The sequence below is a fragment of the Micromonospora sp. NPDC048040 genome (assembly GCF_055587185.1).
In genome coordinates, this window is record NZ_JBVJGT010000005.1 from 58,940 (window position 1) to 85,451 (window position 26,512).

General features: G+C 74.7%; 29 protein-coding genes, 1 pseudogene and 1 riboswitch. Of the genes and pseudogenes, 25 read left to right on the forward strand and 5 right to left on the reverse strand.

Annotated features, from left to right (window positions below):
* The first annotated feature begins 116 nt into the window (after positions 1–116).
* The 21 genes and pseudogenes from ACZ6O2_RS08255 to ACZ6O2_RS08355 all read left to right on the forward strand — a co-directional run bounded on the left by ACZ6O2_RS08255 (position 117) and on the right by ACZ6O2_RS08355 (position 13,625).
* On the forward strand, positions 117–902 hold the full coding sequence (locus tag ACZ6O2_RS08255) for a DeoR/GlpR family DNA-binding transcription regulator (RefSeq protein WP_350706821.1): 786 nt from the start codon (positions 117–119) through the stop codon (positions 900–902).
* A 151-nt stretch (positions 903–1,053) separates the two neighbouring features.
* Positions 1,054–2,064: an ABC transporter ATP-binding protein gene (locus tag ACZ6O2_RS08260; protein WP_466022416.1), complete on the forward strand. Its 1,011-nt coding sequence runs from the start codon at positions 1,054–1,056 to the stop codon at positions 2,062–2,064.
* Positions 2,061–3,077 (forward strand): ABC transporter permease subunit, encoded by a 1,017-nt coding sequence (locus ACZ6O2_RS08265; RefSeq protein ID WP_350706824.1) that lies wholly within the window; start codon positions 2,061–2,063, stop codon positions 3,075–3,077. The genes ACZ6O2_RS08260 and ACZ6O2_RS08265 overlap by 4 nt, the downstream gene beginning before the upstream one ends.
* Positions 3,078–3,413: 336 nt before the next feature.
* Positions 3,414–3,872, forward strand: a complete 459-nt coding sequence (locus ACZ6O2_RS08270; RefSeq protein WP_466022417.1) for a DUF3263 domain-containing protein — start codon at positions 3,414–3,416, stop codon at positions 3,870–3,872.
* A gap of 191 nt (positions 3,873–4,063) precedes the next feature.
* Positions 4,064–4,795 carry a hypothetical protein gene (locus tag ACZ6O2_RS08275; protein ID WP_466022418.1) on the forward strand — a complete coding sequence of 244 codons (732 nt, stop codon included), beginning with the start codon at positions 4,064–4,066 and terminating at the stop codon, positions 4,793–4,795.
* Entirely contained in the window at positions 4,792–5,187 is a 396-nt protein-coding gene (locus ACZ6O2_RS08280) for a phage holin family protein (protein WP_466022419.1), read from the forward strand. Before ACZ6O2_RS08275 ends, ACZ6O2_RS08280 begins: the two co-directional genes overlap by 4 nt.
* A gap of 22 nt (positions 5,188–5,209) precedes the next feature.
* On the forward strand, positions 5,210–5,872 hold the full coding sequence (locus ACZ6O2_RS08285; protein ID WP_350706832.1) for a DUF3618 domain-containing protein: 663 nt from the start codon (positions 5,210–5,212) through the stop codon (positions 5,870–5,872).
* Positions 5,841–6,740, forward strand: coding sequence for a hypothetical protein (locus tag ACZ6O2_RS08290; RefSeq protein ID WP_466022420.1), 900 nt, complete (start codon positions 5,841–5,843; stop codon positions 6,738–6,740). The genes ACZ6O2_RS08285 and ACZ6O2_RS08290 overlap by 32 nt, the downstream gene beginning before the upstream one ends.
* A gap of 159 nt (positions 6,741–6,899) precedes the next feature.
* Entirely contained in the window at positions 6,900–7,409 is a 510-nt protein-coding gene (locus ACZ6O2_RS08295) for a GNAT family N-acetyltransferase (RefSeq protein ID WP_350706836.1), read from the forward strand.
* A 271-nt stretch (positions 7,410–7,680) separates the two neighbouring features.
* Entirely contained in the window at positions 7,681–8,055 is a 375-nt protein-coding gene (locus tag ACZ6O2_RS08300; RefSeq protein WP_466022421.1) for a hypothetical protein, read from the forward strand.
* Positions 8,056–8,057: 2 nt separating this feature from the next.
* Positions 8,058–9,311, forward strand: coding sequence for an SRPBCC family protein (locus ACZ6O2_RS08305; protein ID WP_466022422.1), 1,254 nt, complete (start codon positions 8,058–8,060; stop codon positions 9,309–9,311).
* On the forward strand, positions 9,308–9,757 hold the full coding sequence (gvpJ, locus tag ACZ6O2_RS08310) for a gas vesicle protein GvpJ (RefSeq protein WP_466022423.1): 450 nt from the start codon (positions 9,308–9,310) through the stop codon (positions 9,755–9,757). Before ACZ6O2_RS08305 ends, gvpJ (ACZ6O2_RS08310) begins: the two co-directional genes overlap by 4 nt.
* 1 nt (position 9,758) lies before the next feature.
* A pseudogene (locus ACZ6O2_RS08315) lies at positions 9,759–9,905 on the forward strand (GvpL/GvpF family gas vesicle protein); the annotation flags it as partial.
* 31 nt (positions 9,906–9,936) lie between these two features.
* Positions 9,937–10,515 carry a GvpL/GvpF family gas vesicle protein gene (locus tag ACZ6O2_RS08320; protein WP_466022507.1) on the forward strand — a complete coding sequence of 193 codons (579 nt, stop codon included), beginning with the start codon at positions 9,937–9,939 and terminating at the stop codon, positions 10,513–10,515.
* 3 nt (positions 10,516–10,518) lie between these two features.
* Positions 10,519–10,899 (forward strand): gas vesicle protein GvpG, encoded by a 381-nt coding sequence (locus ACZ6O2_RS08325; protein WP_350706844.1) that lies wholly within the window; start codon positions 10,519–10,521, stop codon positions 10,897–10,899.
* Positions 10,862–11,218: a gas vesicle protein GvpO gene (locus ACZ6O2_RS08330; RefSeq protein ID WP_350706846.1), complete on the forward strand. Its 357-nt coding sequence runs from the start codon at positions 10,862–10,864 to the stop codon at positions 11,216–11,218. The genes ACZ6O2_RS08325 and ACZ6O2_RS08330 overlap by 38 nt, the downstream gene beginning before the upstream one ends.
* Position 11,219: 1 nt before the next feature.
* Entirely contained in the window at positions 11,220–11,588 is a 369-nt protein-coding gene (gene gvpJ, locus ACZ6O2_RS08335) for a gas vesicle protein GvpJ (RefSeq protein WP_466022424.1), read from the forward strand.
* The gene (locus tag ACZ6O2_RS08340; RefSeq protein WP_466022425.1) at positions 11,572–12,414 is read left to right on the forward strand and encodes a GvpL/GvpF family gas vesicle protein; all 843 of its coding nucleotides are present in this window, start codon (positions 11,572–11,574) and stop codon (positions 12,412–12,414) included. Before gvpJ (ACZ6O2_RS08335) ends, ACZ6O2_RS08340 begins: the two co-directional genes overlap by 17 nt.
* Positions 12,415–12,457: 43 nt before the next feature.
* Entirely contained in the window at positions 12,458–12,712 is a 255-nt protein-coding gene (locus tag ACZ6O2_RS08345; RefSeq protein ID WP_466022426.1) for a gas vesicle protein, read from the forward strand.
* On the forward strand, positions 12,709–13,143 hold the full coding sequence (locus tag ACZ6O2_RS08350; RefSeq protein ID WP_350706853.1) for a gas vesicle protein K: 435 nt from the start codon (positions 12,709–12,711) through the stop codon (positions 13,141–13,143). Before ACZ6O2_RS08345 ends, ACZ6O2_RS08350 begins: the two co-directional genes overlap by 4 nt.
* A gap of 62 nt (positions 13,144–13,205) precedes the next feature.
* Positions 13,206–13,625 (forward strand): hypothetical protein, encoded by a 420-nt coding sequence (locus tag ACZ6O2_RS08355; protein WP_466022427.1) that lies wholly within the window; start codon positions 13,206–13,208, stop codon positions 13,623–13,625.
* Positions 13,626–13,703: 78 nt separating this feature from the next.
* Here the strand turns inward: ACZ6O2_RS08355 and ACZ6O2_RS08360 are convergent, their stop codons facing one another.
* On the reverse strand, positions 13,704–16,115 hold the full coding sequence (locus tag ACZ6O2_RS08360; RefSeq protein ID WP_466022428.1) for an AAA family ATPase: 2,412 nt from the start codon (positions 16,113–16,115) through the stop codon (positions 13,704–13,706).
* Between the two features lie 87 nt (positions 16,116–16,202).
* A complete protein-coding gene (locus ACZ6O2_RS08365) occupies positions 16,203–16,757 on the reverse strand; it encodes a hypothetical protein (RefSeq protein WP_466022508.1) in 555 nt (184 codons plus the stop codon).
* A gap of 405 nt (positions 16,758–17,162) precedes the next feature.
* Between ACZ6O2_RS08365 and ACZ6O2_RS08370 the strand changes: the two genes are divergently transcribed.
* Positions 17,163–20,027, forward strand: a complete 2,865-nt coding sequence (locus ACZ6O2_RS08370; RefSeq protein WP_466022429.1) for an alpha/beta fold hydrolase — start codon at positions 17,163–17,165, stop codon at positions 20,025–20,027.
* Positions 20,024–20,899: an ABC transporter permease gene (locus tag ACZ6O2_RS08375; RefSeq protein ID WP_350706860.1), complete on the forward strand. Its 876-nt coding sequence runs from the start codon at positions 20,024–20,026 to the stop codon at positions 20,897–20,899. Before ACZ6O2_RS08370 ends, ACZ6O2_RS08375 begins: the two co-directional genes overlap by 4 nt.
* A gap of 12 nt (positions 20,900–20,911) precedes the next feature.
* Here the strand turns inward: ACZ6O2_RS08375 and ACZ6O2_RS08380 are convergent, their stop codons facing one another.
* Positions 20,912–21,619 (reverse strand): DUF4232 domain-containing protein, encoded by a 708-nt coding sequence (locus ACZ6O2_RS08380; protein ID WP_466022430.1) that lies wholly within the window; start codon positions 21,617–21,619, stop codon positions 20,912–20,914.
* Positions 21,620–21,969: 350 nt separating this feature from the next.
* Here ACZ6O2_RS08380 and ACZ6O2_RS08385 point away from each other — a divergent pair, with 350 nt between their 5' ends.
* Entirely contained in the window at positions 21,970–22,893 is a 924-nt protein-coding gene (locus ACZ6O2_RS08385; protein ID WP_466022431.1) for a hypothetical protein, read from the forward strand.
* Between the two features lie 82 nt (positions 22,894–22,975).
* Here ACZ6O2_RS08385 and ACZ6O2_RS08390 read toward each other — a convergent pair whose 3' ends face one another.
* A complete protein-coding gene (locus ACZ6O2_RS08390; RefSeq protein WP_350706866.1) occupies positions 22,976–23,707 on the reverse strand; it encodes a hypothetical protein in 732 nt (243 codons plus the stop codon).
* A 246-nt stretch (positions 23,708–23,953) separates the two neighbouring features.
* Positions 23,954–24,089, forward strand: a riboswitch (SAM riboswitch).
* Between the two features lie 10 nt (positions 24,090–24,099).
* Between ACZ6O2_RS08390 and thrC the strand changes: the two genes are divergently transcribed.
* A complete protein-coding gene (gene thrC / locus ACZ6O2_RS08395; protein WP_466022432.1) occupies positions 24,100–25,386 on the forward strand; it encodes a threonine synthase in 1,287 nt (428 codons plus the stop codon).
* 27 nt (positions 25,387–25,413) lie between these two features.
* Here thrC and ACZ6O2_RS08400 read toward each other — a convergent pair whose 3' ends face one another.
* Positions 25,414–26,403, reverse strand: coding sequence for a LysR family transcriptional regulator (locus tag ACZ6O2_RS08400; protein ID WP_466022433.1), 990 nt, complete (start codon positions 26,401–26,403; stop codon positions 25,414–25,416).
* Positions 26,404–26,512 lie beyond the last annotated feature (109 nt).

The following is a 26,512-nucleotide window of genomic DNA, read 5'->3' on the forward strand; positions in this document are numbered from 1 at the left end:
GCTGGCCGTGGCAACCAGCCCCGTCATCGCGCAGGACATGGTTTTGCGCCCTCGTAGTTTCGCGCACTACTGTGCACGCAATCAATCACCGACCGCGCAGTAACTGGAGGCCTGGGGTGGACCGGTACGCCAGATGGAACGCCCTGCTCGAAATGCTGACCGACAGCGGCCGGGTCAGCGTCGAGGAGGCCGCGGAGCGGCTGGACGTCTCCCAGGCCACCATCCGGCGTGACTTCGATCAGCTCGCCCAGCAGCAGATGATCACCCGGACCCGGGGTGGCGCGGTCGCCAACGGCGTCTCGTACGACCTGCCGCTGCGCTACAAGACCGCCAAGCACTCGGCCGAGAAGCAGCGGATCGGCGCGGCCGCGGCGGCGCTGGTCTCGCCGGGCACCGTGGTGGGCCTCAACGGCGGCACCACCAGCACCGAGGTCGCGCGGGCCCTCGCCGTGCGGCCCGACCTGAACACCAGCGCCGACGGCGCCCAGCTCACCGTGGTCACCAACGCGCTGAACATCGCGAACGAGCTGCTCGTCCGCTCCCGGATGAAGGTCGTGGTGGCCGGCGGCGTGGTCCGCCCCAAGTCGTTCGAGCTGGTCGGCCCGCTGGGCGGGGCGCTGCTGCGCGAGGTCACCCTCGACGTCGCCCTGCTCGGCGTGGACGCGATCGACCCCCAGCTCGGCGCCGCCGCCCACCACGAGGGTGAGGCGGCGATGAACAACCTGATGGTGGCCCGGGCCAAGCGGGTGGTGATCATCGCGGACTCGTCCAAGCTGGGCGGTCACGCCTTCGCCCGGATCTGCCCGGTGGACCGGGTGGAGACGCTGGTCACCGACTCCGGCGCCAACCCGGACGTGGTCGCGGCGTTCCGCGCCGCCGGCGTCACCGTCATCTGCGCCTGAGGGGGTCGGGAAGGGGTGCCTTCCTGACCCCTGTGCACGGAAAGGCCCCTCCTCTTCACCCGATCGGCGTGGCGATGCATACCGGGTATTGCGCACCGCTGCATACCGCGTATGGTGTCGCGTGTCATACGCCCATCGGGGGAGGTGCAGCTTGCCAGCTGTCCTGGAGATCGAAGGTCTCCGCAAGACGTACAAGAGTCGTCGGCGCGGCACCCGCAACGCGCTCGACGGCTTCGACATGCGGGTCGAGGTGGGGCAGGTGCACGGCTTCCTCGGTCCCAACGGGTCGGGCAAGACCACCACGCTGCGTACGCTGCTCGGCCTGATCCGGCCCGACGGCGGCCGGATGGCCATCCTCGGCCACGAGGTGCCCGAGGCGCTGCCCGCCGTCGCGGGCCGGGTCGGCGCGATCGTGGAGAGCCCGCAGTTCTTCCCGCACTTCTCCGCGCGGGACACGCTGTCCCTGCTGGCCGGCGCGGGCGACGTGCCGCCGCAACGGATCGACGAGGTGCTGGAGCTGGTCGGGCTGCGTGACCGCGCCGGCGAGCGGGTCAAGACGTACTCGCTGGGCATGAAGCAGCGGCTCGCCGTCGCCTCGGCCCTGCTGAAGAACCCGAAGCTGTTGATCCTCGACGAGCCGGCCAACGGGCTGGACCCGGGCGGCATCCGGGAGATGCGCACGCTGATGCGCACCCTCGCCGAGTCGGGGATGACCGTGGTGCTGTCCAGCCACATCCTCGGCGAGATCCAGCTGATCTGCGACTCGGTCACCATCATCTCGCTGGGCCGGCGGGTGGCCTTCGGCCCGGTCGAGGAGGTGCTCGCCCAGCACTCGTCCGGCGCCGTCCGGGTGCGGCTGGAGGCGGTCACCGACCTGCCGATCGCCGCCGAGGCGCTGGCCCGCGCCGGGATCCGGGTCGACGGTCAGCCCGACCACCTGATGCTCGCCGGCGTCGACAAGCCGGCCACCGTGACCCGGCTTCTCGCCGAGCAGGGCCTCTACGTCAGCGAGCTCGCACCGGTCGCCGCCGACCTGGAGAGCGTCTTCCTCGACCTGACCGCCACCGCGCCGGTACCCGGCCAGCACCGGCAGGTCGACCAGTCCACGAAGGTCGGCGGGGCGGGGCAACCCGGCGCCGCCGGAGGAGGGTGGGGCGCGTGAGCCTCTACCGTACGGAGCTGCGCCGGCTGGCCAAGCGGCGCTTCACCCGCTGGATGAGCCTGCTGGGCCTGCTGGTGCTCGTGGCCGTGGTGGTCGGGGTCTTCCTCACCAACGAGAAGATCGACGCCGCGGCGCTGGCGAAGGCCGAGCGCGCCGCCGAGCAGCAGTGGCAGCAGGACGTGGTCCGCAACGAGCAGTACCGCGCCGAGTGCGAGCAGGCGAAGGCCGCCGGGACGAGTCAGGCCGGCGGCTTCCCGGATGACTGCGCGATGATCCAGCCGCCGCCCCGGGAGGCGGTCGAGTCGCGGTGGTTCCTGCCCTCCACCTTCGACTTCCGGGAGAACTTCGGCTTCACGCTGCTGCCGCTCGCGGCGATCCTGGCGCTGGTCGGGTTCGTGGTCGGCGCCTCCTTCGTCGGGGCGGAGTGGAACACCGGCGGCATGATGAACCTGCTGCTGTGGCGGCCGAAGCGGCTGACCGTACTGCTGACCAAGCTGGCGGCGCTGCTCACCGGGCTGCTCGCCCTGGCGGTGCCGACCACGGCGCTCTGGTTCGGCAGCTTCTGGCTGGTCGCCACCTTCCGCGGCAGCACGGAGAAGATGACCTCCGGTGTCTGGCAGTCCTTCGCCCTCACCGGGCTGCGTGGGGTGGTGCTCGCCCTGATCACCGCGACGATCGGCTTCGCGCTCGCCTCGCTGGGACGGCACACCGCCATGGCGCTGGGCGGGGCGATCGGCCTGATGGTCGTCGGGCAGTTCGGCCTCGGCATCCTGCTGCAGATGGCCGGGGTGCAGTTCGCCGAGGCGTGGCTGCTGCCCACCTACGCGGCGGCGTGGATGCAGAAGAAGGTGACGCTGGAGGACTGGAACGCCTGCCAGGCCACCTACTTCGGCGAGTGCAAGCCGGAGACCCTGGACATCACCTGGCAGCACTCCTCGGTTCTCCTGGCGGTCGGGTTGACGGTGATCCTCGGCGCGGCGCTCTGGGCGATGCGCCGGAGGGACATCTCCTGATCCCGGCGGTGCGACCGGCGGCTCTCCCCGGCCCCCGGTCGCACCGCCCCGCGCGGGCCGTGACAAGGCGGGCGTCCGGCGACCCCCGCCGCGCCTCCCGACGGGCCATCGATCGACCTGGTGACGATCGGCCCGCCGCCGCTGGCGGTGAACGGTCGACGGTGAGCAGTCCGATCGCGGTGACGGGGAACGTGCGGTGGCCGGCGGACACGGGGCGAACCGGCCCGGTCACGTTGCGGCACTGTCGTCCGATGCGAACCGGGTCGGCCCTGGTTAGGCTGGGGTCCCCCCGGTCGGCGTCGTGGTGTGCCGCCGGCCTGCCCCATGAGGAGCGCCATGCAGCCCGCCGACGCCGCCCCGGCCGCCACCGAGCCGTCCACGGCGGACCGGGCGGACGCGACCGGCGAGGCGCGCGACGCGGGCACCCTCGTCCCCCAGCCCCGGTCGGGCTCCGACCCCGGAGTTCCGGCCGTGCCGCAGCCCCGCACGGCGGCCGGGCCGGGCGCGGGTGCCGCCGGGACGCCGCCCGGCGAGACCGAGGCCCCGGCGGACGACCGGCCGGCCGGCGGGCTCACGGAGCGGGAGCGGGGCATCCTCGCCTTCGAGCAGCAGTGGTGGCGGCACGCCGGCGCCAAGGAACAGGCCATCCGGGACACCTTCGGCCTCTCCGCCACCCGCTACTACCAGTTGCTGAACGCGCTGCTGGACAACCCGGCCGCGCTGGCCGCCGAGCCGGTGCTGGTCGGCCGGCTGCGCCGGCTGCGCTCCTCCCGGGCCCGCAACCGCCGCCGCTGACCCCTGTCCCGCCGCCTGGCCGGTTCCGTCCGGGTCGGGCGTCCGGTCCGGTTTCCCCTCCTGCCCGGACCGGCGGGACGGAATGCCGACGAGCCACGCGGGTAGGCGGCTGACGAACCCGCCGCGTCCCGCGGCTGGTTCACGTTCCGGGTCGTGACCCTGCGGCCCGGGGCCGACGGAGGGAGCGGGCGATGACGGGAATCAACCCGAGCCGGCCACCGGACGGTGCGACCGGCACCGGGCAGCAGGCCCGGCAGCAGGCATCCCGGGTCGGACACCACGCGGCCCAAGCCGGCGGGCAGGTCGCGCACGCCGCCGCGGAACAGGGCGGACAGGTCGTCTCAGAGGCCCGGCGGCAGGCGCGGAACCTGACCGGTGAGGCCGGTACGCAGTTGCGCGACCAGGCCCAGACGCAGCAGCGGCGGGCCGCCGACGGGCTGCGCGGCATCGGGCGTGAACTCGGCTCGATGGCGGAGCGGAGCGAGGACTCCGGGATGGCCGCCCAGATGGTCCGCCGCGCGGCGGACGCCGCCCAGCAGGCGGCCGGCTGGCTCGACGAACGCGAGCCCGGGGCGGTGGTCGACGAGGTGCGGTCGTACGCGCGCCGGCACCCGGGGACCTTCCTGGCCGGCGCGGCCGTGGCCGGGGTGCTCGTCGGGCGGCTCACCCGGAACCTCACCGCCTCCGGCGACGGGGCGCGGGGCGCCGGCCAGCCGTCGACGCCGATGCCGGGCGCCGAGCCCGGGACCGGCGGGCCGCAGCCGTACGAGCGGGCGGTCGAGGCGCCGTACACGGCCGAGGAGGCGTACCCGCGTACCGAGGCGTACCCGCGCGAGGAGGCGTACACCGGGATGGCCCGGGTGCGTAACGCCTCGCCACCCGGCCGGCCGGGGCCGGACATCCCGGGCGGGGTGGCGCCGTGAGCGCCCCGGAGAAGGAGCGGACCCAGGCGTCGGTCGGCGACCTGCTCGGCGACGTGACCCGGGACGTCTCCACGCTGGTCCGCAAGGAGATCGAACTGGCCAAGGCCGAGCTGCGCGAGGAGGCGACCCGGGCGGGCAAGGCCGCCGGGATGTTCGGCGGCGCCGCACTGGCCGGCTTCCTGACGGTGCTGTTCGTGTCGTACGCGCTGTGGTGGGGACTGTCGAACCTGATGGACCAGGGGTGGGCCGCGCTCATCGTGGCCGTCATCTGGGCCGCGGTCGCCGGCGGCCTGCTCGCCAACGCGCGGACGAAGATGGCGCAGCTCCGCGCGGTGCTGCCCAGGACGAGACAGACCGCACGGGAGATGCCGAACGCGGTGCGAGGCCGGTGAACCAGCCGGGAGGGAGCAGATCATGTCCAACGATCCGGACCGGATCCGGTGGGAGATCGAGAACACCCGGAACGAACTGAGCAGCGACGTCGACGCGCTGGCCGACAAGGTCAACCCGCGACGGGTCGCCGGTGATCGCGTCGGGCAGGCCCGTGGCGCGCTCACCCGGGCCAGGGAGAAGGTGATGGGCGTGCAGTCGGACGGACACGGCGCCGGTCAGCGCATGTCGCACGCGACCGAGTCGGCGCGGGCGTTCGGGGAGCAGTCCCGCGAGCAGATGTCGCACGCGGCCATATCGGTGCGGGACGACGCCCGTTCGCTGGGGCAGCAGTCCCGCCAGCAGGCGCAGGGCAACCCCCTCGCCGCCGGCCTGATCGCCTTCGGCGCCGGACTGCTGGTCTCGTCGCTGATTCCGCCCAGCCGGCCCGAACGGCAGTTGGCCGGGCAGGCCAGGGGCAAGGTGACGGAGCACTCCGGGCAGCTGCGCCAGCAGGCGAGCCAGGTCGGCCACCAGATGCGCGACAACCTGCGCGACAACATGCGCGGGCCGGCGCAGCGGGCGGCGCAGTCGGTGGGCTCCACGGCCGTCGGGGGCGTGTCGGCCGTACGGGAGCAGGGTCGGTCGGCCGCCCACCAGGTGCAGGGGCAGGCACATGCGGCCGCCGACGACCTCCGTCGCCGCTGAGGCGACCCGGGTGGTCGGGGCGGCGCGGACGATGCGGGTAAGCTCCGCGTCCGCGCCGCCACCCGGCCGGCCGGTCAACGAGGACCTGGTCTTCCGGTTCGGGCCGCTGGTCGGCGTGCTGGACGGCGCCACCGTGCCGGAGGGCTTCGACACCGGCTGCGTGCACGGGCCGGCCTGGTACGTCCGGCACCTCGCGGCCCGGCTCGGGCTGGCCGAGGCGATCCGCCCGACGGCGACGCTGATGAGCAACCTGGCGGCGGCGATCCTGGCCGTCCGGTCCGACCACGGCGACGAGTGCGACCTGGGCCATCCGGGCACCCCGTCGAGCACGGTCTGCCTGCTGCGCGACGGCGGCGACCACCTCGACTACCTGGTGCTCTGCGACAGCCCGCTGGTGCTGGAGGCCGGCGGCCGGGTGAGCGTGGTCACCGACGACCGGCTGGACGCCGCGATGGCGGAGGTGCGGGCCACGGCGGCGGCGGTGCCGGCCGGCCCGGCCGACCGGGCCACCCGGCTCCGGCAGGCGGTCGCCGTGCAGCGGGAGCGGATGAACCGGACCCACGGCTACTGGGTGGCAGCCGCCGACCCGGACGCGGCGTTCCACGCGGTGACCGGGACGCTGCCGCTGCGCGGGCCGGGTGCCGTACGCCGGGCGGCGCTGCTCAGCGACGGCGCGTCGGCCGTGGTGGAGCAGTTCGGTCTCCTCGACTGGGCGGGACTGCTGGACGTGGTGAGCGCCGACGGCCCGGGCGCGCTGGTGGACCGGGTACGCGCGGCGGAGCGCGACCACCCGGACCGGCTGCGCCGGCACAAGCCGGCCGACGACGCCTCCGTGGTGCTCTGCGAGTTCGACACCGACGCCCCGTGACCCGCGCGGACGGGCGGCCGGGGCGCCCGTGGGCGCCCGCCGACAGCGGAGCGTGAGGCGGAACACGATGCGGTCCGACCGGCCGGTACCTTCCGCCGGACCGCCAGTCGGAGTTCGATGGGGTGGACTTGGGCCGGTGGGGCCGGCAGACTGCGGCACGTGGCGGGAACGGTCCGGTTGGAGCCGGTGGACGAGCGGAACCTGGAGCCGTTGCTCTCCGTAGCGGCTGCCGAGGCGGAGCCCGGCGACGTGATGCCGCCGGTGGAGGCACCGGCGGGCTGGTCGCACGCCCGCCGGGAGGCGTTCCGCGAGTTCCACCGGGCGAGCTTCGCCGGCCTGAGCGGCCCCACCGGGACCCAGATGTACGCGATTTTCGCCGGCGGCGAGGTGGTCGGCATGATCCGGATGAGCTGCCGCGACGAGCCGGGCGCCGTCGAGACCGGGATGTGGCTCGGCCGGTCCGCCCGGGGCCAGGGCATCGGGCCGGCCGCTCTGCGTGAGCTGCTGAACGAGGCGGCGGCGGCCGGAATGCGGCTCGTGGTCGCGGAGACCACCGTCGACAATCACGGGGCGTTGTCGGTGCTCTCCAAGTGCGGGGCGAAATTGCGCGAGAGTGACGGCAAAGTGCACGCCGAGATATGCCTCGATTCGACGCCGCCCGCTTTGTGACGACCATTCGTCAGGTCTTTCCTTTCTGAGGTTCTCGCTGCTCGTAGCGGTCCGGCTGCCCGATTTGCGCGGTTGGCGAGGGCCGTGCCGTGGGCTCCGGAAATGGTTCCGTGAAAAGGCGGAAATGTTTCGCCGATAGGCCATCGGGTACTGCCCGCCGGGTCCGATTGAACGGGACACCTGATTGCGGTCCGGCACGTGCTGATCCCCGGCGGCCATTTTCGACCGCTGCCGTCAGGTGTCTGCCGCTCCGGGGAGCGAAGGAGAACTGATGAACAGCGGAGCACGAATCGGGCTCGCGGTGGGCTTCGGCTATCTGCTCGGCCGCCGGCGCAAGTTGCGTACCGCCCTCACCCTGGCCGCCGCGGTCGCGGCCGGCCGCGCCAGCCGGGAGCCGGGCGGGCTGCTGAAGGCGGGCGGAAACCTGCTGCAGTCGTACCCCCAGCTGACCAACTTCGGCCGCCTCGGCGGCCCGCTCGCCGCCGCCTCCAAGGCGGCCGCGACCGCCGCGGCCGGCAGCGGCATCGACGCGCTCAGCGGCAAGCTGCGTGGCTCGGCCGACGCGCTGCGCCGCAAGGGCGGCGCCGCCGCGCCCGACGACGACCGGCCGGACCGGGACACCGACGCCGACCAGCGGGGGCGGTGACCATGGCGGGCACGACAAATCCCGGCGGCCTCGGCGACAAGGTCCGGGGCCAGCTCGCCGGCGAGGCGCGGAACCTGGCGAGCGCCATCGGCGAACGTGCCGTGCAGGTGGTGACGGAGCGGATCACCGGCGCGACCGGACGCCTCAGCGAGTACGCGAAGCAGGGCGGCGGTCCTGGCCTGATCGCCGCCGCGACGGGTGCGCAGAAGCTCGCCGAGGGCGGGTCGCCGGTGAAGGCGTTGGTCCATGCCGGGCTGGCCGGCGGTAAGGAGAAGGTGATGTCGGCTCTCGGCCGGAGCGGCAAGGGCGGCAAGGGCGGCGGGAAGAAACTCAAGGTCACCAACATCGTGGAGACGATCGAGGTCGGTGTGCCCGTACGGGTCGCGTACGACCAGTGGACCCAGTTCGGCGACTTCCCGAGCTTCATGAAGAAGGTCGAGAACGTCGACACCGAGGCGGACGAGAAGCTGACCTGGAAGGCGCAGGTCTTCTGGTCACACCGCACCTGGGAGTCGACCATCGTCCGGCAGATCCCCGACAAGCTGATCCACTGGCGCTCGAAGGGCGAGAAGGGCTCGGTCGACGGCACGGTCAGCTTCCACGAGCTGTCGCCCGACCTGACCCGGATCCTGGTCGTGCTGGAGTACCACCCGCAGGGGCTCTTCGAGCACACCGGCAACCTGTGGCGCGCGCAGGGCCGCCGCGTCCGGCTGGAGCTGAAGCACTTCGTCCGGCACGTGATGACGCAGACCGTCCTCGACCCGGACTCGGTGCAGGGCTGGCGGGGCGAGATCGAGGACGGGCAGGTGGTCACGGACCACGAGACCGCCCTGCGCGAGGAGCAGGAGGAACGCGACCGGCGGGAGCAGCCCGAGCGGGAGGAACGCGGGCGGCGGCGACCGGAGCGCGAGCGAGGCCGGCGCGAGCCCGAACCGGAGCCGGAGGAGGAGGCCGAGGAGGCCGCGGAGGAGCCGCGCGCGGAGCGCCGGCCCGTCGAGCGTGGCCGTCGTCGGCCGCCGCTGCGGCGCCGCCCGGCCGAGGAGGAGTACGAGGACGAGTACGACGAGGGCGACTACGACGAGTACGAGGAGGAGCCCGAGGCGGAGCAGCCGCCGCCGCGTCGCCGCGCCCCGGAGCGGGCCCGCCGCCCGCAGCCGCCCGAGGAGGCCCGGCCCCGCGAGGAGCCCCGGCCGCGACGCGCCCCGGAGGCGCCCCGCCGGCCCGTGGTCCGCCGTCGACGGGAGGAGCGGGAGTGACGATCGCAACGAGTGAGGATCAGGCCGGCGGCGCGCTGGAGCGCGGCGGAGCGGGTTCCAGCCTGGCCGACGTCGTCGAGACGGTGCTGGACAAGGGCGTGGTGATCGACGCGCAGGTGTCGGTCGCCGTGGTCGGCATCCAGTTGCTGGAGATCAACGCCCGGATCGTCATCGCCAGTGTGGAGACGTACCTGCGCTTCGCCGAGGCGGTCGACCGGTTCGACATCACGCCGAAGGGCCAGAAGGGGCTGCCCGACCTGGTCGAGGGTGCTTCCGGGGCGGTCGGCGCCCGCAAGGCGGCGTCCGGGATCGGCAGGACCGTCGGCGCGATCGGCGGTGCGGTCCGGGACGCCGTCGGCGAACTCGGCTCCGACGACCGGGACCGGGACCGCGAACGCGACCTCGACCTCGACCGACCCCGGCGGCGCCGGGACGAGGAGCGTTGAGATGGCCGAGGAGACCGGACTGTTCATCTACGGCATCGTGCCCTCCGACGTGGAGCCGACCCCGGACGCCCCCGGGATCGGCGACCCGCCCGGGGAGGTGGCCGCGATCCGGCACGGCGAGCTGGCCGCGCTGGTCAGCGAGGTGAGCCCTGACCGAGCCGATCGGCCGGCCGGCGGACCTGACCGCGTACCAGGAACTCGTGGACGGCACGGCGGCCGTGGCCCCGGTGCTGCCGGTGCGTTTCGGCACGGTCGTCACCGGCCCCGACGCGGTGGCCGACCTGCTGGAGGCGCACCACGAACGGTTCGCCGCGGCGCTCGACGAGTTCGAGGGGCGGATCCAGTACGTCGTGCACGGCCGCTACCACGAGCCGGAGCTGATCGCGGAGATCCTGGCGGACAACCCGGCCGCGGCCGAGCTGGCCGACCAGGTGCGCGGGCAACCGGAGGCGGCCACCCGGCCGCAGCGGATCCGGCTCGGCGAGATCATCAGCCAGGCGGTGGAGCTGCGCCGCGAGGCGGAGAACCGGCAGCTCGTCGACGCTCTCGGCCCGCTCGTCGTGGCGAGCGCGCCGCGACCGCCGAGCAACGAGTTGGACGCGGCGAACGCCGCCTTCCTGGTCGAGCGGGACCGGGAGGACGAGTTCGTCGCGGCCGTCGAGGAGTACGCCGAGCAGCGCCGGGAGCTGCTCCGCACGCGCCTGCTCGGCCCGCTCGCCCCGTACGACTTCGTCAGCGCCCACCAGTTGGTGGAGTGACCGGTGGACATTCTCTGGACACTGCTGACCCTGCCGTACGCGCCGGTGCGGGGGGTGACCGCCGTGGTCAAGGTGATCGCCCGGGAGGCGGAGTCGCGGCAGCGCAACCCGGTCGACGTCCGGCGCGAGCTGGAGGCGCTGGACGCGGCGGAAGCCGCCGGGGAGATCAGCGCCGCGGAGCGGGACCGGGGGCAGCAGCAGGTGCTGGAGCGGCTGACCGGCGGCGCCCGCCGGCCCGCTCCGCCCCGGGCCGTCGCCCGGCGGGGGGCCGGCGGGCCCCGCCGGGCGGCCGGTGCGGAACGGGCGCGGCGGGTGCCGCGCGACGGCGGCGAGGGAGGTGAGCGACATGGCGGACCGGATCCGCGGCGGCGGCCGGGCGCGTAGGAACGAGCCGGACGACCGGTACGACGACGACCGGTACGACGACGAGGAGGAGTACCTCGAACCGATCTCGGCCGCCGAGGCCGCCCGCGAGGGGATGCGGCAGATCGTCGAGCTGACCGGCCGGGACCCGGTGGGGACCACCTCGCTGAAGTCGGTGCGGGACGGCTGGCTGGTCGGGGTGGAGGTGATCGAGGACCGCCGGATCCCCGCCTCCACCGACCTGCTCGGCCTCTACGAGGTGGAGCTGGACCTGGAGGGCGGCCTGCTCGGCTACCGGCGGGTGCGGCGCTACCAGCGCGGGAAGGGCGAGGTGGGCTGAGATGACCATGCAACCGCCACCGGTGGTGCAGAACTCCGGCCAGGTCCTGCCGGCCGGGCACGAGCCGGCCAACCTCGGCGACATCCTGGAACGGGTGCTCGACCGGGGCATCGTGATCGCCGGCGACATCCGGGTCAGCCTGCTCGACATCGAGCTGCTGACCCTCAAGCTCCGACTGGTCATCGCCTCCGTCGACACGGCACGGCAGATCGGCATCGACTGGTGGGAACACGACCCGTGGCTCAGCTCGCGGGCGAGGCCGCCGGTCGAGCCCGGCCCGCGGGACCCGGAGCAGGTGGAGGCGGAGCGCCGCCCCCGGGTCGCCCGGCGGGCCGCCCGGAGGGAGGAGTGGGATGAGATCGACGGCTGACCTCGCGTCCGCCGGCCCGACGGCGCACCTGGACGCCGGGGTGTGGCTGCACGGCGTGACGCGGGAGGTGGACCCGGCCCTGCTCGCCGTGACCGCCGGGATGGACGGCGCGCCGGTACGCGTGGTGCCGGCCGCCGGGCTGGTCGCCGTGGTCAGCACCGCGCCGCTGACCGAGTACGGCGAGGAGGCGCTGCGCCGCAACCTGGAGGACCTGGCCTGGCTGGAGCGCGCCGCCCGGGCGCACCACGCGGTGGTGGCCGCGCTGTCCCGGGCCGGCGCGGTGGTGCCCGCCCGGCTGGCCACCGTGCACCACGACGACGCCCGGGTGGCGGGCCAGCTCGCCGCCCGCCGGACCGAGCTGACCGCCCTGCTCGACCGGCTCGCCGGCCGGGACGAGTGGGGCGTCAAGGGCTACGTCGTGCCCGGCGCCACGCCCCGGGCGGCGGAGGAGCCCGGGGGGTCGGGCGGGGCCGGGGCGGCGTACCTGCGGCGGCGCCGGGCCCAGCTCACCGCCCGGGAGGAGGGGCAGCGGATCGCCGCCGACGCCGCCGCCGCCGTGCACGCGGCCCTCGCCGGGCACGCGGTGGCCGCCCGGCGGCACCCGCCGCAGGACCGCCGGCTCTCCGGCGCGCCCACCGCCATGGTGCTCAACGGGGCGTACCTCGTCGGGCAGGAGACGCTCGCCGCTTTCAGCCGGCTGGTCGACACGCTCGCCGGGCGGCACCCGGAGATCCGGTTGGAGCTGACCGGCCCGTGGCCGCCGTACTCCTTCGCCGACGAGCGACCGCCCGAGCCGGCGCTCACCGTGCGGGAGCCGGCGTGCTGACCGCCCGCCGCGCCGGCGCGCAGACCGCCCGGGGGCCGGCGTGGTGACCACCTCGCTCGCGCCGAGCAGCGCCGACGACCCGCTGGCCTACCGGCCGGTGGCGCTGGTGGACCTGCTGGACCGGGTCCTCGCCACCGGCGTGGTGATCAGCGGCGACATCACCATCGCCATCGCCGACGTCGACCTGGTCCGGATCTCCCTGCGCGCCCTGGTCGCCTCCGTCGGCGCGCTCGCCCCGCCCGAGCTGCGGGACGCCGCTGTGGAGGGAACGGCCGGGTCGCCGGGGGCACCGGCATGACGGCCCCGGACGGCGGCCCGAACGCCCCGCGCGGCGCGGGGAACACCCGGGGCGGCGGCATCACCGCCTCAGGTGCCGGGACCCGCCGGGACGAGGCCGCCGAACTGGCCGCCGCGCTCGGCGACACCCGGTGGCAGCCGCCCCGGGTGACCCCGCTGGACCGCCGGCTCGCGGTCGACCGGGACTCGGTCGAGCGGGGGCTGGCCAGCCTCGTGCTCACCGTGATCGAGCTGCTGCGGCAGCTCATGGAGCGGCAGGCGCTGCGCCGCGTCGACCTCGGCGACCTCACCGAGGAGCAGGTCGAGCGGATCGGCACGACGCTGATGGCGCTGGAGGAGCAGATGACGGGCCTGCGCGAGTACTTCGGCCTGGCCCCCGAGGACCTCAACCTCGACCTGGGCCCGCTCGGCCCCCTGCTGCCCGACGACTGACACAGCGCCGCGTTTGTGACCGCCGCCCCGCGACCACGGCGGATGATCGCTATCCTCCTGCGGTGATCCGTACCCTCGCCGCCATTTCTCTGCTGGTGGTTTCTGGCTGCGCGCCCACCGGCACGCCTTCTTCCGCTCCGGCCAGTCCCACCGAGCCATCCGACCGGTACGCCTCTTCCGCGTGCACGTTGGTGGCCCAAGAGGTCGAAGAGCAGGATCTCCGTTTCGGTGCGGGCACGAGGCCCGCCATGCGTGCCGTCGAGTCGACCGATCCGGGCATCCGAGAGGCCGGCCGGCAGTTGCTGGAGGCCGGCTTGAAGGCCGATGAACTTTTCGTGAAGAACGACCCGAACGTCGACCGGGGACCGACCAACGCCCGCCTGGCCGAGGCGCAACGGCAGTTGCTCTCGGCGTGCACCGACTTCTTCGGCCCACAGCCGTGGCCGTTCGTCAAGCAGGCATCGCCGAGGGCCACTAGCTGAACTGGGCTGCAGTCGGCCTCGACGGGCGTTCGAGTATCCGGATGGCGTACCGAGACGGCTGACCGAACCGTTCGTCGGTCAGCTGGCGCGCTTCTCTGCGTACGCCGCGAGCCAGGCGACCTGGGTCGGGTCCAGGGACGGGCGGACCCGGGAGCGGGCCGTCGCCACGTGCGCGGCGGTGACCGTGGAGGCGGTCAGTGACTCCCGCATGGCCGCCAGCGCCGCCTCCCGTACCAGTGCGGCACAGTCCGCCGCCGAGAAGCCGTCCAGCTCCGCGCCCAGCGCCGCCAGGTCCACCTCCGGCGCCAGCGGCACGTTCCGCGACGCGGCGCGCAGGATCTCCGCCCGCGCCGGCCCGTCTGGCGGCGGCACGTAGACCAGTCGTTCCAGCCGCCCGGGTCGCAGCAGCGCCGGGTCCACCAGGTCGGGCCGGTTCGTCGCGCCGACCACCACCACGTTGCGCAGCGCCTCCACCCCGTCCAGCTCGGTGAGCAGCGCGGCGACCACGCGGTCGGTCGTACCGCCGTCGCTGGCCTGGCCGCGCACCGGCGCGAGCGCGTCCACCTCGTCGAGGAAGACCAGCGTGGGCGCGGCCTCGCGGGCCCGGCGGAACAGCTCGCGGACGGCGCGCTCGCTCTCGCCCACCCACTTCGACAGCAGCTCCGCGCCCTTGACCGAGAGCACGTTCGCCCGGCCCGACCCGGCCAGCGCGGTGACCAGGTAGGTCTTGCCGCAGCCCGGGGGGCCGTAGAGGAGCACCCCGCGTGGCGGCTGCACGCCGAGCCGGGCGAAGGTGTCCGGGTAGGTCAGCGGCCAGAGCACCGACTCGGTCAGCGTCTCCTTGACCTCCGTCAGGTCGCCCACGTCGTCGAGGGTCACCGAGGCCAGCTCCAGGGTGGACGCCGCCATGGTGGTCGGCCGGACCACCTCCAGGGCGGCGGTGAAGTCGGCCATCGCCACCGTCGGCGTCTCGGCCGACTTCTGCCGCAGCGCGGCGCGCACCCCGGCCTCGCGCACCAGCGCGGCCAGGTCGGCGGCGACGAAGCCGGGGGTACGCGCGGCGACCTCGTCGAGCCGCACGTCCTCGGCGAGCGGGACCTGCCGGGTCAGCACGGTCAACTGGTCCCGGCGCAGCGCCGGGTCCGGCAGCGGGATGCCGATCCGCAGCGAGAGCAGGTCCGGGGCGCGCAGCGCCGGGTCGACGGCCTCGGGCCGGCCGGTGGTGCAGACCACCGCCGCGCCGGCCCGGACGGTCTCGGCGACCACCTGGCGGAACACGGTGGCGACCGGTCCCGGCCCGTCGGCCGGGGCGAGCGCCTCCACGTCGGTGACCAGCAGCACCGCCGGCCCGCCGGCCTGCGTCTCGGCCGCCGCCGCGCGCAGCCGGTCGGCGGCGGCCTGGTTGGTCAGCGCGGCCAGCTCGGGCGCCCAGAGCGGGCAGACCCGGGCGCCGACCCGGGCGGCCACGGCGCGCACCAGCGCCGCCTTGCCGGAGCCGGCCGGCCCGGCGACCAGTACGCCCAGCGAGACGGTGGTGCCCAGCCGGCCGAGCACCTCGCGGTGGTGGAAGCCGAGGTCGAGCAGCTCGGTCAGCTCCTCGGCCTGGGACCGCAGCCCGGGCAGCTCGTCCACCGACGGCACGGCCTCCTCGTCCGCCTTCGTGGCGCCGTCGTCCGCGCCGGCCCGGCTCGTGACGTCCGCGGTCGCCGGTTCACGCCGGGCGGCGGGGCCGCCGGTGCCCAGGTCGGCCGCGCCGACGTGCGCCGGCCCGCCCCCCGGGGCGCTGCCGGGCCCGGCGGTCCGCCCGCGGCCTGCCGCGCCGGCGGCCTGATCGGCCCCGCCCGCCTGACCGGCCCCGCCCGCCGCGCCGGCGGCCCGGGCGACCGGCGAGCCCGCCGTGCCGGCGGAGCCGTGGGTCGCCGGGCCGTGTTCCCAGCCGACCACGGTGTCCATGGTGACCAGGGAGCCGGTGCCGGGCTCGGCGGCGACCACCGTGAGCAGGGTGCTGGTCCAGGCGTAGCCGACGCTGTTGGAGAGGCTGCGCCGGGCGGCCTCCACCAGGCTGCGTACCGAGGCGTCGGGCAGGACGTCCTGCGGCAGCAGCGACACGTCGTCCCCGGTCGTCACCACCTTGCCGAGCAGGGCCAGCCGGAGCATCTCGGGGGAGACCACGGCGGCGACCGGCGCCGGCCCGGCGAGGACCACACGGCGGGCGGCGGTGACCGGGAGGGGGCTCACCGTCACCTGGTCGCCGTCGCGGACGCCGAGGTTGCCCAGCATCAGGTCGTCGGCGTGGAGCAGGGCGGTGCTCGCGGTCGGATCGGCGGCAACGATCCCGGCGGTCACCCGCCGGCCGGCCAGGCGCACCGGGTCGCCCGGGCGCAGCGCCAGCGCGGTGAGCACCTCCGGGTGCAGCCGGACGATGCCCCGTCGGGCGTCCAGCGCGGCCGGCCGCAGGCTCGCGGTCAGGGTCAGGTCGGGTTCCGCCACCGCCCGACCCTAGCTCCCGATGTCATCCGGCACCCGTCGCGCTCCGCGGCAGGCAGCCCTGCGCCGTGCTCCCGCACGACGCGCTGTCTAACCGCCGGAACCGTCGTCGAGCAGGGACGGGTCGTTGCGGAGCAGTTCGGTCAGCCGCGCCGTCGGGTCGGCGCCCAGCCCCTCCCGGCCGGGCGTCCAGGCCGGCGGCGTCCTGCCCGACGCCGGCCCCGACGCCGGCGGCGGTACGGCGGGCTTCTCCGCGCCGACCGTCACGCCCGTGCCGGTCCAGGCGATCCGCAGCGGGTACGCCTTCCGGTCGTGCTCGACCCGAATGGTGACGGCCATGCCGGGGTGGCCCACCACCACCCGGCGGACGGCGTCGGCGACCTCCGCCACCGGGTCGCGGGGCTCGCCGGCCCGCCGGGCGTCGCCCCAGCCGGGCCCGGCGTTGCGGGCCTCGCCCCGACCCTCGGCGAGCTGCTCCGGGTGCGGCGTGCGGACCCGGGCGCGGGCCCGGGCCACCCCGTCCGGCGCTGCCGGCGGTGCGGCGGCCTCCCCGTCCGCCGCACCGCCCTGGTCGGCGGCCCGCCGGCGCAGCGCCTCCTCGCGCCGGGCCAACCGGGCCAGTGTCTCGTCCAGTCCACCTCTCATCACGACCGCCCCCTTCGGGTGAAACGGGTCGAACCGCCGGCCAACCCAGGTCTTCCTCGCCGGGTGGCCCGGTCGGTGTCGACCGCGGAGTCCCGTGCACCGGACCGGAAATTAACCGACCAGCGAGGGGCGGTCCGGTCGTCGAACGGTCAGCTTTCCGTCAAGAGGCGCCAGGTGACCGTTCGTCCGTCACCGGCCACGCTGGGTGCCGTCCGGGCGAGTGGCATGGATGGATCGGAGGGGATTTCTCGCCGAAGATCGGAATTCACGTGATCCGAATTCGTCTTGCCGGGAGGGTCGGAGACCTGCGGCGGTCGCACCGGTCCGGCCGCCGATCGGACCAACCGGACGGCCGTACGGAGGATCTCAGCCAACGCTCAGGGTTCGGGCCGTACCGTGTGCCGCATGAGATCGCCGTTGTCGGCCGCGTGGATCCGGCGTGCCCTGCCCACCCGCCGGCGCGCGATCGCCGCGGCGGCGGCCGTCGTGCTGCTCGCCGCCGCCGTGACCTGGGCGGTGGTGCCGCGGGAACCGGCCGTGCGCACCGAGGCGGCGATCGTGAACGTCGCCTCCGGGCCGACGGGGGACGAGCACGTCGACCTGGACACCACGCTCTACCTGCCCGAGGACGCCTCGGCGGCCGACAGGGTGCCGGCGGTGCTGCTGGCGCACGGGTTCGGCGGCACCAAGGAGTCCGTACGCGCCGACGCCGAGGAGTTCGCCGGGCGCGGCTACGCGGTGCTCACCTGGACCGCGCGGGGCTTCGGCCGCAGCGGCGGGCAGATCCACCTGGACCACCCGGACTACGAGGTCCGGGACGCCCAGCGCCTGCTGGACTGGCTCGCCGCCCGCCCCGAGATCCGCACCGACGCCGCGGGCGACCCGAAGGTCGGCGTGGTCGGCGGCTCGTACGGCGGCGGCCTGGCGCTCCTGCTCGCGGCACAGGACCAGCGCGTCGACGCGATCGTCCCGATGATCACCTGGAACGACCTGTCCCGTTCCTTCCTGCCGGAGAGCACCGGGAAGCAGCCCACCGAGGGCGTGTTCAAGTCCGGCTGGGCCGGCCTCTTCTTCGGCGGCGGCGGCAACGTCGGCTCCGGGCCGGCCGGGCTCTCCGGGGCCGGCGCCACCCAGCCCGAGGGGGCGCCCGCCTCCGCCGGCCCGCCCAGCCCGGGGCCCGGCGCCGGCCCGGGCACCGGCCCCGGACCCGCCCCGGCCAGGGCCGCCGACCCGGCGTGCGGCCGGTTCGCCGCCGACATCTGCGCCGCGTACCTGCGGATCGCCACCACCGGCCGGGCCGACCAGGCCGCCGTGGACCTGCTGCGCCGGTCCAGCCCGGCCGGCGTGCTGGACCGCATCAAGGCGCCGACCCTGCTGGTGCAGGGCGCGGCCGACACCCTCTTCCCGCTCGGCGAGGCGGACGCCAACGCGCGCGGCATCGCCGCCGCCGGCACGCCCGTCCGGGTGGCCTGGTTCACCGGCGGGCACGACGGCGGCGAGGGCCCGCGGACCGACTCGGACCGGGTGAGGTTCCTGACCGTGCAGTGGCTCGACCACTACGTCAAGGGTGAGGGCGAGGCCCCGGGGGACGACTTCACCTGGTCCCGCATCGCCGGCTTCGACGCCCTCGACCGGGGCCTGGTGGCCACCGGCTACCGCACCGCCGACTACCCGGGCGTCGCCGGCACGGCCCGCCGCGACGTCCCGGTGGCCGGCCCGGCCCAGCCGGTCGCCAATCCGCCGGCCGGCAACCCCGCCGCCATCTCCTCGGTGCCCTTCGCCGGCGAGTTGTCGTCCCTGCTCGGCGGCGTCGCCGGGGACATCCCCGGCCAGCACGCCCGGTTCGAGTCGGAGCCGCTGACCGAGGCGGTGGACGTGGTGGGCGCGCCGACCGTGGAGATCCGGGCGGCGTCGCCGACCGGCGAGGCGGTGCTCTTCGTCAAGCTCTACGACGTCGACCCCAACGGCGCGGCCACCCTGCCCAACGGCCTGGTCGCCCCGGTCCGGCTCACCGGCCTGCCGCGCGAGATCGAGGCGGCGCAGCCGGTCACCGTCACGCTCCCGGCGATCGTCCGTCGCGTCGAGGCGGGACACCGGCTGCGCGTCGTGGTGGCGACCTCCGACCAGGCGTACGCCACCCCGGTCGAGCCCACCGTCCACACCGTCGCGGCCGGCGGCGCGGTCGCCCTGCCGACCGTCGCCGGCGAGCCGATCCCCACCGCCGCCACGGTGTGGCGGTGGGTGCTGGTCGGGCTGGTCGCCGCGATCGTGGTCGGGCTCGTCGCGGTCGTGACCGTGGCCCGCCGCCGGCACCGCCGCCAGGACAGCTCCGTCCACCCGGCGTACGCGGGCGTCCCGCTCGCCGTGCGGCAGCTCCGCAAGGAGTACGCGGACGGCTTCGTCGCCGTCTCCAACGTGGACTTCGAGGTGCATCCCGGCCAGGTCGTCGGCCTGCTCGGCCCCAACGGCGCCGGCAAGACCACCACGCTGCGGGTGCTGATGGGGCTGACCCAGCCCACGGCCGGCGAGATCTACGTCTTCGGGCACCGGCTGGTGCCCGGCTCGCCGGTGCTGTCCCGGATCGGCGCGCTGGTCGAGGGGCCGGGCTTCCTGCCGCACCTGTCCGGCCTGGAGAACCTGAGGGCGTACTGGCGGGCCACCGGGCGGCCGGCCGAGGACGCGCACTTCGACGAGGCCCTGGAGATCGCCGGCCTGGGCGACTCCGTGCATCGCAGGATCAAGAACTACAGCCACGGCATGAAGCAGCGCCTCGCCATCGCGCAGGCGATGCTGGGCCTGCCCGAACTGCTGGTGCTGGACGAGCCGACCGACGGGCTCGACCCGCCGCAGATCGCGGAGATGCGCCGGGTGTTGCAGCGATACGCCACCGACGGCCGGGCGGTGCTGGTCTCCAGCCACCTGCTGGCCGAGGTGGAGCAGACCTGCACGCACGCGGTGGTGGTGAACAAGGGCCGGATCGTCGCCTCGGGCCCGGTCGAGGAGATCGTCGGCGAGTCGCCGAGCGTGCTCTTCGAGGTGACCGACCCGGCGGCCGCCCGGGCGGTGCTGGACGGCCTGCACGGGGTGCGGGTGCTTCCCGACGGCGAGGGCCAGCTCGTGGTGGACACCAACGGGACCGCCCGCAGCGAGGTGGTCGCCGAGCTGGTCCGGGCCGGCATCGGGGTGGACCGGGTGGTGCCGCGGCGCCGCCTGGAGGACGCGTTCCTCGCCCTGGTCGGTGAGAACTCTCGGGGAAGCGGGGACCGATGATGGCGGGGACGTCACCCACGGTGGGCGCGGCGGCGGGTTACCGGCCGTCGGCCACCCTGCCGTTCGGCGCCGAGTTCCGGCGGCAGGCATCCCGGCGGCGTACGCAGCTCGCGCTCGGGTTCATGGTGCTGCTGCCGCTGATCATCCTGATCGCCTTCCAGTTCGACACGGGCGACGACGACGACAACGGGCGCGGGGAGTTCGGCAGCCTGGTCGAGTTCGCCACCTCGGGCGGGCTGAACTTCACCCTGTTCACCATCTTCGTCTCGGCGTCGTTCCTGCTGGTCGTGGTGGTGGCGCTGTTCTTCGGGGACACGGTGGCCAGCGAGGCGAGCTGGGGCAGCCTGCGCTACCTGCTCGCGGTGCCGGTGCCCCGGGCCCGGCTGCTGACGGTGAAGCTGCTGGTCGCGCTCGTCTACTCGGCGTTGGCGCTGGCGCTGCTCGCCGGCACGGCCCTGCTGATCGGCACGTTGCGCTACGGGTGGGAGCCGCTGCGCAGCACCGTCGCCGCCCAGCTCGAACCGGGGGAAGGGCTGCTGCGGCTGCTGGGCGTGCTCGGCTACCTGGCCGTCGTGCTCCTGGTCGTGGCCGGCCTGGCGTTCCTGCTGTCGGTGGTCACGGACGCCGCGCTCGGCGCGGTCGGCGGCGCGGTGCTGCTGTGGATCCTCTCCAGCATCCTCGACCAGATCACCGCGCTCGGCGCGCTGCGCGCGTTCCTGCCGACCCACTACGCCACCGCCTGGCTGGGGCTGCTGTCGACGCCGGTGCAGACCGACGACGTGGTACGCGGCGCCATCTCGGCGATCAGCTACACGACGCTGTTCTGGGGCCTCGCCTTCTGGCGCTTCACCCGCAAGGACGTCACCAGCTGACGTCCGGGCGGCTCAGAGCAGCGGCGGCACCGGGCTGCTCGACTCCGGGCCGCCCGGGTCCGAGGTGTCCGGCAGCGACCGGGTCGGCGTCGGTGCCGGGTCGGTCGCCTTCTTCCAGGCGCTGACTCCGATCCGGCCCGTGTTGCCGAGATCGATCGGCCCGTCCAGGCCGACGAGCTGCGCGGGCCGGCCGGCGGCGGGTGCGATCTCCAGGCGCTCGCCGTCGGTGGCGACGACGGTCGGGTCGGTGACCAGGTTGCGCCAGAGCACGGCGGCGCCAGCCTGCTCGCCGGGGCGCAGGGTCAGCGGCCGGGGCGGGTCGTCGAAGCCCGACGTGATCTCCTTGGCCCCCTCGACCACCCGGACCGGTATCGGATTGCCGTCGCCGTCGAACAGGCGCAGCACCGGGTAACCGTCGAGCGGGTAGGGCTTCGTGCCGCAGTTGACCAGTCGCAGGCCGAGCGCGCGCAGACCCATCGCTGCGCTGCTGCCCGGCGACGTGATCCGTACGCCGGATGCCGGGCACTCGGTCGCCGTCGGCGCCCCTGTCGGCATGGCCCTTGGCGTCGGCGGCGGCGCCGGATCGACCGACGACGGTTCGGTCGCGGGGGAGCAGGCGCCGAGCAGGGCGAGGCCGACGATCGCGACCCCGACCGTGCGTGCCGGACCGGGAACTCCACCGGGCGAACGCGGTGCGCATCGGCGCGCGGGGACTGCCATCGCCTGATCATCGCACCGGCCGGCCCGCCCGAGCTCGGACACCCGCCCGGCGGAGTCCTGTCGCACTGTAAGGGTGTGGCGCCTGTGAGTGAGAATCGGGTATGGCCACTCCGCCCGCCGTGCCGCAGCCCGAGCCGCCAGCCGAGCCGTCGTCCACGTCCGCGCCCGCACCGCCAGCCGAGCCGTCGCCCGTGTCTCCGCCCGTGTCGCCGGCCGAGCCGTCGTCCACGTCCCCGCCCGCACCGCCACCGGAGCAGTCGGCTGGGCAGTCGTCCAGGCCGGGAGCCTGGGCCGTGCTGGCGGATCAGCGGCTGCCCGGGTTTCGCGGGCTTCCGCCGAAGCAGCGTGCGGTGTACGCGACCGCCGCCGCCGTCATCGTCGTGGTCGGCATGCTGTTCGCCTACCAGGCCAACTTCCTCCTGGACCGGTCGACGGCCACCGAGCGGGCCCGCTCGGACAGGCAGGCGCAGAAGGCGGTGGACCGTGAGCAACCCGCGTTCGTGTCCACCGTCACTCCGCTCGACTACGACCGGGACCTGCCCGAGGCCTTCACCGTGCTGCTCGACCGGTCGCTGACCGAAGGCGAACAGGCCACCCTCACCGCCCTGAACGGCGACGCGTCAGAGGTGTGGGAGTTCATGAAGCCGCTCGGCGGCCGGATGGTCGAGCACGCGTCCTATGTGGCGCCGCTCGAGGACGGCAACGAGAACCGCGGCGTTGCCCAGACGTTCGACCTGAACCTGAACAGCGATCGCGCCGCCGGACTCACGATCAACAACATGACCGCCGTCAAGGACTCGTGCCGCGTACCCACGGCGAAGGCCGTCGTCACCGTTCCCCCGGCGGGTGCGGAGTCCCGGCAGGGCCTGCTGTGGGACCTGACCGGTGGGCCGACGGACAAGCCGCACGGCCCGTACGTCCTGGACGACGGCGAGCCGCAGGAGGGTCAGCTGTACTTCCGCCGCAACGTCGTCGAGCTGGGCAACGGTCAGTCGAACATGGCCTTCCGTATCCAGCCCGAGGTGTCCACCCACACCTGCGAGTGGCACATCGTCGCCTCCTACACCGACACGACCGGTTCCCATGAGCAACGCATCCCGAGCGGCACCGGCACGCTCACCACCGAGGCCATCCCCTCGCAGCCCGTCCAGTACTTCGAGCGCGTCCCGACCTCGGGGTGGGGCTGCCTCGGCGAGGTGAGTCAGCAGGGTTGCCGGGCCACCGGATCCGTACGGCTACCGAGGCCACCGGCCCACCGACCGGTCCCACGCTGAGCCGGATGCTCGTCACGGCCGGAGCCCGCGCCGGCGGATCGGCCGGCTCGGGCTCGGGCTCGGTACGACCACCGGCGGGACGTCAGCGGGAACGGGGCCTGCGCTTGCGGGTGTCGGGGGAGTCCGGCGCGGTGCCGGAGTCGGCGGTGTCCCCGCCGTCGGACGCGTCGGAAACCCGGGCGTCGGTGTGGCTCAGCTCGGCCAGCGTCGTTCCCCTGAGCTGGTAGACGGCGGTACGCCGGATGCTCAGCTCGGCCATCGGGCCGTCCGCGGGCCGGGTCAGGTAGACCACTGTCGCCCTGCCGTCGCGCACGCTGACGCTCTCCACCGGCGTACGGTCGCCGAGGTCGACCTGGGCCTGGTAGTCCGGCTCGCCCTTGACGTTGCGCCAGGCGGCGAGGGTGAAGAAGCGGCCGGTGCCACCGCCGTCGAGCATGACCACGCCGATCGCGTCGCCCGCGCCGTCGCCGTCGAGGTCGCCGATGGCGCACGGCCGCTGCAACTCCACCGTCGTGCCGTCCCGGTCGGACCAGCGGCCGGCGGCGAGGCGGATCGGGGCGGCGTACCCGCGGTAGCGGACCCGGCTGCTGCCGATCCGGGTGTTGCGCAGTTCGGGGCAGGTGAGCTGGTCGCCGGCGTGGCGGGGGGCCGGGGTCGTCCGGGCGGCGTCGACGTCGTCCCGCTTCGCGCCGGTGCCGGCGGGCCGGTCGGCGGACCGGTCCCGCTTCTTCCGGTTGCCCGTGGAGCAGGCGGTGGTCAGCGCCAGCAGGCAGGCCATGGAGAGCGCCACCACCGGGACGAGCTTGCGACGCATTCGCGCGTTCCTTTCCGTCGATGTGCCTGCACCGTAACGGGAGCGCGCCAGGGGCGCGCCGTCGCTTCGTGGGAGCCCGGACGCGTTGCTCCCGCTGCGCGACGGCGGCGAGTTGGCAGGGTGGATCCGTACCGTCGAGGAGCGGCCGCCCCTGCGGCTCGGCGGCGACTGCGGGATCGCTCACATCCTGGGATCTGTCGTCGATCCGGGCGGCGTCGGTGCTTAAACTCGCAGGCACAACTGCATACCTCATCCAGAGGGGCTGAGGGATACGGCCCGACGACGCCCCGGCAACCACCCCGCGCGCTCACCGCAGAGCGACCGGCGGGGCAGGTGCCAATTCCGTCCCCGCCGCAGAGTGCGATGCGGGGAAAGATGAGAGGACTCTCGACATGACGTCGGCGTTCGCCGTCTCCGGCATCGACACCACCGCCAGCCCCGCCCGCGCCCTGGTCTGCCGCGCCTGTTCGGCCCGCTACCCGCTCGCCGCCCAGCACGCCTGCTACGAGTGTTTCGGCCCGCTGGAGGTCGACTACGACGTCGCCGCGCTGGCGGCGGTCACCCGGGAGCAGATCGAGGCCGGCCCGCAGAACATCTGGCGGTACGCCGCGCTGCTGCCCGCCGGCCAGGACCCGGCGACCAGGGTGACCCTCGACCCGGGCTTCACCCCGCTGGTCGCCGCCCCGCACCTCGCGGCCGAGCTGGGCATCACCGCTCCGCTCTGGGTCAAGGACGACAGCGGCAACCCGACCCACTCGTTCAAGGACCGGGTGGTCTCGGTCGCGCTGACCGCCGCCCGGGCGCTCGGCTTCAGCCGCTACGCCTGCGCCTCCACCGGCAACCTGGCCAACTCGGTCGCCGCGCACGCCGCCCGGGCCGGGGCGCCGTCGGTGGTCTTCATCCCCGGCGACCTGGAGCAGGGCAAGGTCGTCACGACCGCCGTCTACGGCGGCGAGCTGGTCGCCGTCGACGGCTCGTACGACGACGTGAACCGGCTCTGCGGCGAGCTGGTGGAGACGGACGAGTTCGAGGACACCGCGTTCGTCAACGTCAACGTCCGCCCCTACTACGCGGAGGGGTCGAAGACGCTCGGCTACGAGGTGGCCGAGCAGCTCGGCTGGCGGATCCCGGCCCAGGTGGTCATCCCGATGGCCTCCGGGGAGCTGCTCACCAAGATCGACAAGGCGTTCGCCGAGCTGGTCGAGATCGGGCTGGTCGAGGCGCCGGCCGGCGGCTGGAAGGTCTTCGGCGCCCAGTCGGCCGGCTGCAACCCGATCGCCGCCGCCCTGCACGCCGACACCGACACGATCACCCCGGTCAAGCCGACGGGCATCGCCAAGTCGCTGAACATCGGCGACCCGGCCGCCGGCCTCTACGCGTTGGAGGCGGTGCGCCGCACCGGGGGCTGGATGGAGTACGTCGACGACGACGAGATCCGCGCCGGCATCCGGCTGCTGGCCCGCACCACCGGCGTGTTCGCCGAGACCGCCGGCGGGGTGACGGTGGCGGTGCTGCGCAAGCTGGTCGAGTCCGGCCGGCTCGACCCGACCGCGGAGACCGTCGTCTTCAACACCGGTGAGGGGCTCAAGACCCTCGACGCGATCGCCGCCCAGGCCGGCCCCACCCACCGGATCAGGCCCTCGCTGCGCGCCGCCCGCGACGCCGGCCTCCTCGGCTGAGCTCCGAGGCCGGTGACCGCTCGCGGCTCAGCCGCCGGCCCGGCCCGCCCCGGCGCCGGTCGCGCGCCTCGCCTCGACGTCGGCCACCCGGTCCGGTCTGCCACCGGCCGGCGTGGATACGCCGTGCAGGCGGCGTGCGACCGTCGCCGCGACCTGACGGAAGGCGAGCACGGCGGCACGGCGGTCGTGCCGTCGGGCAGCCGCGACGAAGGGCACCGGGGCGACCTCGGACAGCTCCACGAAGCGCAGCTCCGCGAGGGGCGAGAGCCCGCGTGCCGTGCGGGGGCCCACGGCCACCACCGACGGGTCCTGGAGGATCAGGTACGCCATCTCCGCCGGCGAGGTGACCGTCACCCCGCGCTGCTGCGGCGGGCAGCCGTCGCGGTAGTCGTTGAGCAGCCAGTAGTCGCGGATCGTCGGCACGTCCTCGATGCGGGGCATGGCCAGCGTGAGCACGTCCGCCAGCGACACCGCCGCCCCGGCGTCGGCCAGGGGATTCCGGGCGCTCAGCGCGAGGACGCGGGGCTCGGCGAACAGCACCGTCCAGTCGTGCCGTTCGGGGTCCAGCGGCAGCCGGGTGAGCGCCACGTCGATCTGGTCCTCCAGCAGGGCGGTGTACAGCCCGCCCACGGTCAGTTCGCGCAGGACCAGCCGTACCTCGGGGGCGGCCCGCTGCCAGGCGGGCAGGATCGACGCGATGAGGTCGCCCGCCCCGCCGGCGCTGAAGCCGACGCGTAGCGTGCCGTCGCCGGTGCCGACGGTGTCCCGGGCCGCCCGTACGCCGTCGGCGACCTCGACCACGGCCCGCCGGGCCGGTTCGAGCAGCGCGGATCCGGCCTCGGTGAGTCGGACGCCCGCCGGCTCCCGGTGGAACAGCGGCGCGCGCACCGCCCGCTCCAGGGCGCGGATCTGCTGGCTCAGCGTCGGCTGACTGACGTGCAGCAGCGCGGCGGCGCGGGTGAAGGACCGCTCCTCGGCGACGGCGAGGAAGTACCGGAGTTGACGTAGTTCCACCATGACGATCCCCCTTGCCCGACCCCCGCGGGCATCGACGATCAGAAGATCTACCAGCACTCATAGGTCCGTCCTATGGCCCATCGTTGTCGCGTCTTGGACAGCCCTCCCG

Bases quoted from the DNA above. Each gene is read 5' to 3' on its own strand.
- ACZ6O2_RS08270 (WP_466022417.1), top strand. From the start codon at position 3,414: ATGCAGCCCGCCGACGCCGCCCCGGCCGCCACCGAGCCGTCCACGGCG.
- ACZ6O2_RS08275 (WP_466022418.1), top strand. From the start codon at position 4,064: ATGACGGGAATCAACCCGAGCCGGCCACCGGACGGTGCGACCGGCACC.
- ACZ6O2_RS08285 (WP_350706832.1), top strand. From the start codon at position 5,210: ATGTCCAACGATCCGGACCGGATCCGGTGGGAGATCGAGAACACCCGG.
- ACZ6O2_RS08290 (WP_466022420.1), top strand. From the start codon at position 5,841: ATGCGGCCGCCGACGACCTCCGTCGCCGCTGAGGCGACCCGGGTGGTC.
- ACZ6O2_RS08300 (WP_466022421.1), top strand. From the start codon at position 7,681: ATGAACAGCGGAGCACGAATCGGGCTCGCGGTGGGCTTCGGCTATCTG.
- ACZ6O2_RS08305 (WP_466022422.1), top strand. From the start codon at position 8,058: ATGGCGGGCACGACAAATCCCGGCGGCCTCGGCGACAAGGTCCGGGGC.
- ACZ6O2_RS08330 (WP_350706846.1), top strand. From the start codon at position 10,862: ATGGCGGACCGGATCCGCGGCGGCGGCCGGGCGCGTAGGAACGAGCCG.
- gvpJ (WP_466022424.1), top strand. From the start codon at position 11,220: ATGACCATGCAACCGCCACCGGTGGTGCAGAACTCCGGCCAGGTCCTG.
- ACZ6O2_RS08340 (WP_466022425.1), top strand. From the start codon at position 11,572: ATGAGATCGACGGCTGACCTCGCGTCCGCCGGCCCGACGGCGCACCTG.
- ACZ6O2_RS08350 (WP_350706853.1), top strand. From the start codon at position 12,709: ATGACGGCCCCGGACGGCGGCCCGAACGCCCCGCGCGGCGCGGGGAAC.
- ACZ6O2_RS08365 (WP_466022508.1), bottom strand. From the start codon at position 16,757: ATGAGAGGTGGACTGGACGAGACACTGGCCCGGTTGGCCCGGCGCGAG.
- ACZ6O2_RS08370 (WP_466022429.1), top strand. From the start codon at position 17,163: ATGAGATCGCCGTTGTCGGCCGCGTGGATCCGGCGTGCCCTGCCCACC.
- ACZ6O2_RS08375 (WP_350706860.1), top strand. From the start codon at position 20,024: ATGATGGCGGGGACGTCACCCACGGTGGGCGCGGCGGCGGGTTACCGG.
- ACZ6O2_RS08380 (WP_466022430.1), bottom strand. From the start codon at position 21,619: ATGGCAGTCCCCGCGCGCCGATGCGCACCGCGTTCGCCCGGTGGAGTT.
- ACZ6O2_RS08390 (WP_350706866.1), bottom strand. From the start codon at position 23,707: ATGCGTCGCAAGCTCGTCCCGGTGGTGGCGCTCTCCATGGCCTGCCTG.
- thrC (WP_466022432.1), top strand. From the start codon at position 24,100: ATGACGTCGGCGTTCGCCGTCTCCGGCATCGACACCACCGCCAGCCCC.
- ACZ6O2_RS08400 (WP_466022433.1), bottom strand. From the start codon at position 26,403: ATGGTGGAACTACGTCAACTCCGGTACTTCCTCGCCGTCGCCGAGGAG.